This is a genomic window from Streptomyces sp., from assembly GCF_050698815.1.
In the GTDB taxonomy this organism is placed as follows: domain Bacteria; phylum Actinomycetota; class Actinomycetes; order Streptomycetales; family Streptomycetaceae; genus Streptomyces.
Genome location: NZ_JBOHCV010000646.1, coordinates 1 through 6233 on the forward strand (window position 1 = coordinate 1; position 6233 = coordinate 6233).

Here is a 6233-nt window from a genome sequence, read left to right on the forward strand (position 1 = left end):
GGATCAGTTCGTCCCCGCGCCGGACCAGATCCAGCTCCTCCTTGCGGGTGGCGGGCAGCGGCAGCACCCAGACCAGCAGGCCGTCCCGCGCCAGCCGGTCCTCCACCCTCCCGGACCCGGACCCGGAGCCGGAGCCGGAGTCCGAGCCGGAGCCGGAGCCGAGGCCGGGCGCGGAGGCGGCCAGCCCGGCGAGACCCGCCAGATCCCGGATGTCCTGGACGCCACGCGGGTCGCGTCCCAGGTGCGGCAGTTCACGCACCGGCACGCCCTGCGCCGCGCACTCCTCGCGCAGTTGCTTGAGCACGGTCTGCTGCTGACCGGACAGCGAGGCCAGCCAGGGGTCCGCGCTCCCGGTCGGCAGCACCCGGTTGGCGACGACCGCCTCCAGCGGCAGTTCGTACAGGCCCAGCCCGGCCCGGGCGGCGCGCAGTGCTTCCGCGGCGAGCGGACCCGGCTCCGCGACGAGCAGCGCGGCGGTCGCCGCCGACGCCAGCACGTCCTCCACGGCCGCGAGTTCGCCCTCCCAACGGTCCGCCGTCTCGTACAGCGCCCGCGTGGGCATCGGCACGCCCGCGAGCTGCGCGAGCTGCGGACGCAGCGCCCGTGCCGCCTGCCGCTCGGGCGGCAGCAGCCTGCGCAGATAGCGGCGCAGCTGTCCCGGCAGTGCGAGCCCCCGCAGTGCTCGCGTGGTGGGAGGCAGGTCGACGACAAGCGTGTCCCACGCGCCCGATGCGTGCGCCGCGCGCAGTGTGCCCAGCAGCGCGAAGGTCCCGGCGCCGGGCAGTTCGGTCAGTTCGTCCTCGTCCAGCGGGTCGGCACCGAGCAGCCCCAGCACCGTACGGCCCCGCTCCTGCAGCACCGCCGCGCCGCCGCGGAAGTGCTCACCGGAGTCGATACGGGCGACCCACAGCCCCTCCACGGCCGGCACTTCGGCCTCGGCCGTGCCCACGTCCGGTACGCCGAGCAGCGCCGCCAGCGTGCCGGGCTGTTCTTCGCTCAGCAGCAGCGTGCGCCGCCCCTGCCGGCCGTCGGCGAGTGCGGTCGCGGCGGCCACCGTCGTACGGCCGGCGCCGCCCGCTCCCATGACCAGCACCGTGCGTGGTGGCCGCTGTCCGGCATGGGATTGTCCGGCATCGGACTGCCCGGAAGGGGACTGCCCGGCATCGGACTGTCCGGAAGAGGGGCGGGGCACCGGGGCGTCAGCCTTTGGCGGCGTCCGTACCCGCCGTCGCGCCACCGCCCGACTCGACGCGCTTCTTGAGTCCGGACAGCGCGCGGTCGATGATGACCTTCTCGGCCTTGCGCTTGATCATCCCCAGCATCGGGATCTTGACGTCGACGGTCAGCTGGTAGGTGACCTCGGTACGGTCGCCGCCCGCCGCCGGCGTCAGCCGGTACACGCCGTCGAGCGCGCGCAGCATCTGGGACTTCACCAGGGACCAGCGGACCTCGTTCGCGCCGATCCACTCGTAGGCCAGGGTGTGTTCGTCCTTGATGGCGCCCGCGTCCAGCAGCAGCCGCACCTGTTCGGCGCGCCCGTCCGCGTCCGCGGAGAGGACCTCGGCCTCCTTCACCTCACCCGTCCACTCCGGGTAGCGGGGGAAGTCGGCGATCACCCCCATCACGGCAGCGGGCGCTGCATCGATGGTGATGTTCGAACTGGTGTGTTCCGCCATCGCCGTGGCTCCTCCGAATGCTGCGACGTTCCCCCATGCCGTTGGCAGGCTACCCCGCACCCCCGGCGCGCGGCGTGCGGGCCGTCCATCGAACGGCTCCCGGGCTCGCTCCGCCGCCGGACCGCTCCGGTCCCCGGCAGCTCACCACTCCAGCACCCACGGCGTCCCGGTCGCGTTGAAGTGCCCCACGTTGACGCACTCGGTCGCCCCGATCCGCATCCGCCGCACGAGCGGCTGGTGCACGTGTCCGAAGAGGTGGAAGCGCGGCCGTACGGCGTGAATCGCCTCCAGCAGTGCCTCGCTGCCCCGTTCGAAACGGCGCGCGACCGTGTCGTAGCACAATTCCGGGACATCGGGCGGGATATGGGAGCAGAGCACGTCGACCTCGCCCAGTGCCGCGATCTTCGCGGCATAGGTCTCCGCGTCGATCTCGTACGGCGTGCGCATCGGTGACCGCAGCCCGCCGCCCACGAAGCCGAAGCGCCGGCCGCCGATGTCGACCGTCTCCCCGTCCAGCACGGTGGTGCCCGGTCCCGCGTACTCCGCCCACAGCGGTGGCATGTCGACGTTGCCGTACGTCGCGTACGTCGGCGTCGGAAAGGCGGCGAACAGCTCGGCGTACTGCCTGCGGACGGCGGCTTCGGTCGCCGCCCTGCGGTCTATGCCCGCCCAGAGCCCGGCGGAGAACTCCCGGGCCTCGGCGAAGCGGCGCTCGGTGCGCAGCTCCACGATCCGATCGGCGCTCTCGACCCCGAAAAGCTCGGGAAAAATGCCACGTGAGTGGTCGGCGTAGTCGAGGAAGAGGACGAGGTCTCCCAGGCAGACGAGCGCGTCGGCGCCGTCACCCGCCGTCGCGAGGTCCTGGCTGTTGCCGTGTACGTCGCTGACCACATGGACTCGCATGGCCACACCCTAAAACGCCGGTCGCCTCTGCGGCAGCCCGTCCGGAAACCTCCCCACCTGCGGTTACTTCCCTCTCACGGAGGGCGTGGACTAAGCTGCCGTCAGCACAGCCGGGGTATGTGACGCATCAGACATCTCCGCGTCACCCCCTATCCCGATACCCGTACTGATGGGTAACGTCCGGGCCGGCATTCATCTTGGAACCCCCCACGGGTCCTGGACCGAGCCAGCGGACCAAGCCGGAGGGTGCCGCCCCTCCGACGGACTCCATGCCCGGCGCCCCACGAGGAGCAGCACTCTTGCGCGAGTTCAGCCTTCCGGCCCTTTACGAGGTTCCGGCCGACGGAAATCTGACGGATCTCATCCGCCGCAACGCGGCTCAGCATCCCGACGTTCCCGTCATCGCACGTAAGCGCGCCGGGCAGTGGGCGGACGTCAGTGCCGTCGACTTCCTGGCCGAGGTGCGGACCGCGGCCAAGGGCCTGATCGCCGCCGGCGTGCAGCCGGGCGACCGCGTCGCCCTGATGTCCGGCACGCGATACGAGTGGACCCTGCTGGACTTCGCCATCTGGAGCGCGGGCGCCGTCACCGTGCCGGTGTACGAGACGAGTTCACCGGAGCAGATCGCCTGGATCCTCGGCGATTCCGGGGCGGTGGCCTGCGTGGTGGAGTCGGAGACGCACGCCAAGTCGGTGGACTCGGTACGCGACCGGCTGCCCGCTCTCGCGCACGTCTGGCAGATCGACGCGGGCGCACCACAGGCCGTGACGGACGCGGACGGCCGGGTGGCGGACGCGGGCGCGGTGGCCGTGCTCACCGCCGCCGGCGCGGAGGTCGGTGACGGGACGCTCGAGGAGCGCGGCTCCAGCGCGCGCGCCGATTCCCCCGCCACCATCGTCTACACCTCCGGCACCACCGGCCGGCCCAAGGGCTGTGTGCTCACCCACCGCAGCTTCTTCGCGGAGTGCGGCAACGTGGTCGAGCGGCTGCGGCCCATGTTCCGTACGGGCGAGTCCTCCGTACTGCTCTTCCTGCCCGTCGCCCACGTCTTCGGACGGCTGGTGCAGGTCGCGGCCGTGATGGCGCCGATCAAGCTCGGTCATGTGTCCGACGTGAAGACGCTCACCGACGAACTGGGCGCCTTCCGCCCGACCATGGTGCTCGGCGTGCCGCGCGTCTTCGAGAAGGTCTACAACTCCGCGCGGGCGAAGGCCCAGGCGGGCGGCAAGGGCAAGATCTTCGACAAGGCCGCGGACACCGCGATCGCCTACAGCCGCGCGCTGGAGGACCCTTCGGGACCGTCGCTGAAACTGAAACTGCGGCACAGGGTCTTCGACCGGCTGGTCTACAGCAAGCTGCGCGCGGTGCTCGGCGGCCGCGCCACCCACGCCATCTCCGGCGGCGCACCGCTGGGCGAACGGCTCGGCCACTTCTACCGCGGCATCGGCTTCACGGTGCTGGAGGGTTACGGCCTGACGGAGTCCTGTGCCGCCACCGCCTTCAACCCCTACGACCGGCAGAAGATCGGTACGGTCGGCCAGCCGCTGCCCGGCTCCGTCATCCGCATCGCGGACGACGGCGAAGTGCTGCTGCACGGCGAGCACCTCTTCACCGGCTACTGGAACAACGAGCAGGCCACTCGCGAAGCACTCTCCGACGGCTGGTTCCACACCGGCGACATCGGCACGCTGGACGCCGACGGCTACCTCGCCATCACCGGGCGGAAGAAGGAGATCCTGGTGACCGCCGGCGGCAAGAACGTCGCCCCGGCGGTCATCGAGGACCGCATCCGCGGGCACGCGCTGGTCTCCGAGTGCATGGTGGTCGGTGACGGCCGTCCCTTCGTTGGCGCGCTGCTCACCGTCGACGAGGAGTTCCTGCCGCGCTGGGCCGAGGAACACGGCAAGGGCGGGGTCCCGCACTCCGCGCTGCTGCGGGACGCGGAGCTGCTGGCCGAGCTGCAGCACGCGGTGGACGAGGGCAACTCGGCGGTCTCCCGTGCCGAGTCCGTACGCAAGTTCCGGGTGCTGACCGGCCAGTTCACCGAGGAGTCCGGGCACCTGACACCCTCGCTGAAGCTCAAGCGCGGCGTGGTGGCGAAGGACTTCGCCGACGAGATCGAGGCCTTGTATTCCTAGGGTCGCCTGAGGGCCCGCCTGAGGGCCGCCTGACCGGCTCCCCGGCCGGGGCCCGGAACGCGTTCAGCGCCGGAGGGTGTGTTCGGCGCTGAACGGCAGGCTCAGAGCAGCTCCTTCAGCCGCTCCGCGAGCAGATCCCGGCGCCAGCGCTCGGCCACCCAGTCCCGGCCCCGCTCGCCCATGCGGGCGCGCAGGCCGGGGTCGGCCAGGAGGGTGCTGACGCGGCCGGCGACGTCCTCGGTGACTCCGCCCCGTACGACCCAGCCGGTCTCGCCCGTCAGCACCGCGTCGGGCGCCCCGCCCGAGTCACCGGCGACGACGGGGAGTCCGGTGGCCGAGGCCTCCAGGTAGACGATGCCGAGCCCCTCCACGTCCAGCCCGCCCCTGCGGGTGCGGCACGGCATCGCGAAGACGTCACCGGCGCCGTAGTGCGCGGGCAGTTCCGCCCACGGGACGGCGCCGGTGAAGCGTACGGAACCGGCGACCCCCGTCGCCGCGGCCAGCTTCTCCAGCTTGCCGCGGTACGGGCCGCCGCCCACGATCAGCAGCATGGCGTCCGGCACCGCGGCGAGGATCCGCGGCATCGCCCGGATCAGGGTGTCCTGGCCCTTGCGCGGCACCAGCCGGGAGACGCAGACGACCACGGGCCGCTCGGTGAGGCCGAGCTCCGCCCGTACCGCCGTGCCGCCCGAACCGGGGTGGAAGGTCTTCTCATCGACGCCGGGCGGCAGGTGCACCATCCGGGCGGCCGCCTGCGGGGTGAGCGCGCCGGCGATCCTGGACCGGGTGTACTCGCCGAGGTAGGTGAGCGTATCGGTGCCCTCACCGATCCGGCGCAGCAGCTGACGGGAGAGGGGAAGCTGCGCCCAGGCCGCCTCGTGCCCGTGCGTGGTCGCCACCAGCCGCTCCGCGCCCGCCTTGCGCAGGGCGGGCGCCATCAGTCCGAGCGGCGCGGCGGCGCCGAACCAGACGGACCGGCAGCCATGTTCCTGCAGCAGTCCGGCCGCGCGCCGGGTGACCCGCGGGGTCGGCAGCAGCATGGTCGTACGGTCGCGCACGACCGGGAAGGGCTGCTCCGCGTCGAACCGGGCGGTCTCGGCGAGGCCTTCGTCACTCCGCTTCCAGGTGGAGGCGTAGACGACCACTCGGGACGGGTCGAGCCGCAGCGCCATGCTGTGCAGAAACGCCTGGATGCCACCCGGGCGGGGCGGGAAGTCGTTGGTGACGATCAAGGTCTTGTCCATCGCCGCAGACAGTACCGTCCACGCCGGGAGTGCCGCCCGGTCGCCGACCCAGGTCCGCCGGGCGCATGGCGCCGTCCCGGCCCCGTCCGGCAACGGGCATGATGGCGCGGGGCAGCGCAGCGCACGACGCGACGACCGCACGGAGAGGCACGAGGGCGACGGCACAGTGAGTGGGACGGACAGCACAGCGGCGCACGAACCGGGCTCCGGTGTGCCGTCGGCCCCCCGGCCGGCCGGGGGCCGCGGCGTACACCGGCGCGGCGGCTCGCGGC

5 protein-coding genes are annotated in these 6233 nt (G+C 72.4%); 1 reads left to right on the forward strand and 4 read right to left on the reverse strand.

Annotated features, from left to right (window positions below; translation table 11 throughout):
• The 3 genes from ACRDP3_RS23165 to ACRDP3_RS23175 all read right to left on the reverse strand — a co-directional run.
• On the reverse strand, positions 1 to 1084 hold a 1084-nt coding region (locus ACRDP3_RS23165; protein ID WP_431518930.1), incomplete at its 3' end, for an ArsA-related P-loop ATPase.
• A 115-nt stretch (positions 1085 to 1199) separates the two neighbouring features.
• On the reverse strand, positions 1200 to 1676 hold the full coding sequence (locus tag ACRDP3_RS23170) for an SRPBCC family protein (protein ID WP_431518931.1): 477 nt from the start codon (positions 1674 to 1676) through the stop codon (positions 1200 to 1202).
• A 141-nt stretch (positions 1677 to 1817) separates the two neighbouring features.
• On the reverse strand, positions 1818 to 2579 hold the full coding sequence (locus tag ACRDP3_RS23175; RefSeq protein ID WP_431518932.1) for a metallophosphoesterase family protein: 762 nt from the start codon (positions 2577 to 2579) through the stop codon (positions 1818 to 1820).
• A 299-nt stretch (positions 2580 to 2878) separates the two neighbouring features.
• Between ACRDP3_RS23175 and ACRDP3_RS23180 the strand changes: the two genes are divergently transcribed.
• Positions 2879 to 4717: an AMP-dependent synthetase/ligase gene (locus tag ACRDP3_RS23180; RefSeq protein ID WP_431518933.1), complete on the forward strand. Its 1839-nt coding sequence runs from the start codon at positions 2879 to 2881 to the stop codon at positions 4715 to 4717.
• 101 nt (positions 4718 to 4818) lie between these two features.
• Here the strand turns inward: ACRDP3_RS23180 and ACRDP3_RS23185 are convergent, their stop codons facing one another.
• A complete protein-coding gene (locus ACRDP3_RS23185; RefSeq protein WP_431518934.1) occupies positions 4819 to 5961 on the reverse strand; it encodes a glycosyltransferase family 4 protein in 1143 nt (380 codons plus the stop codon).
• Positions 5962 to 6233 lie beyond the last annotated feature (272 nt).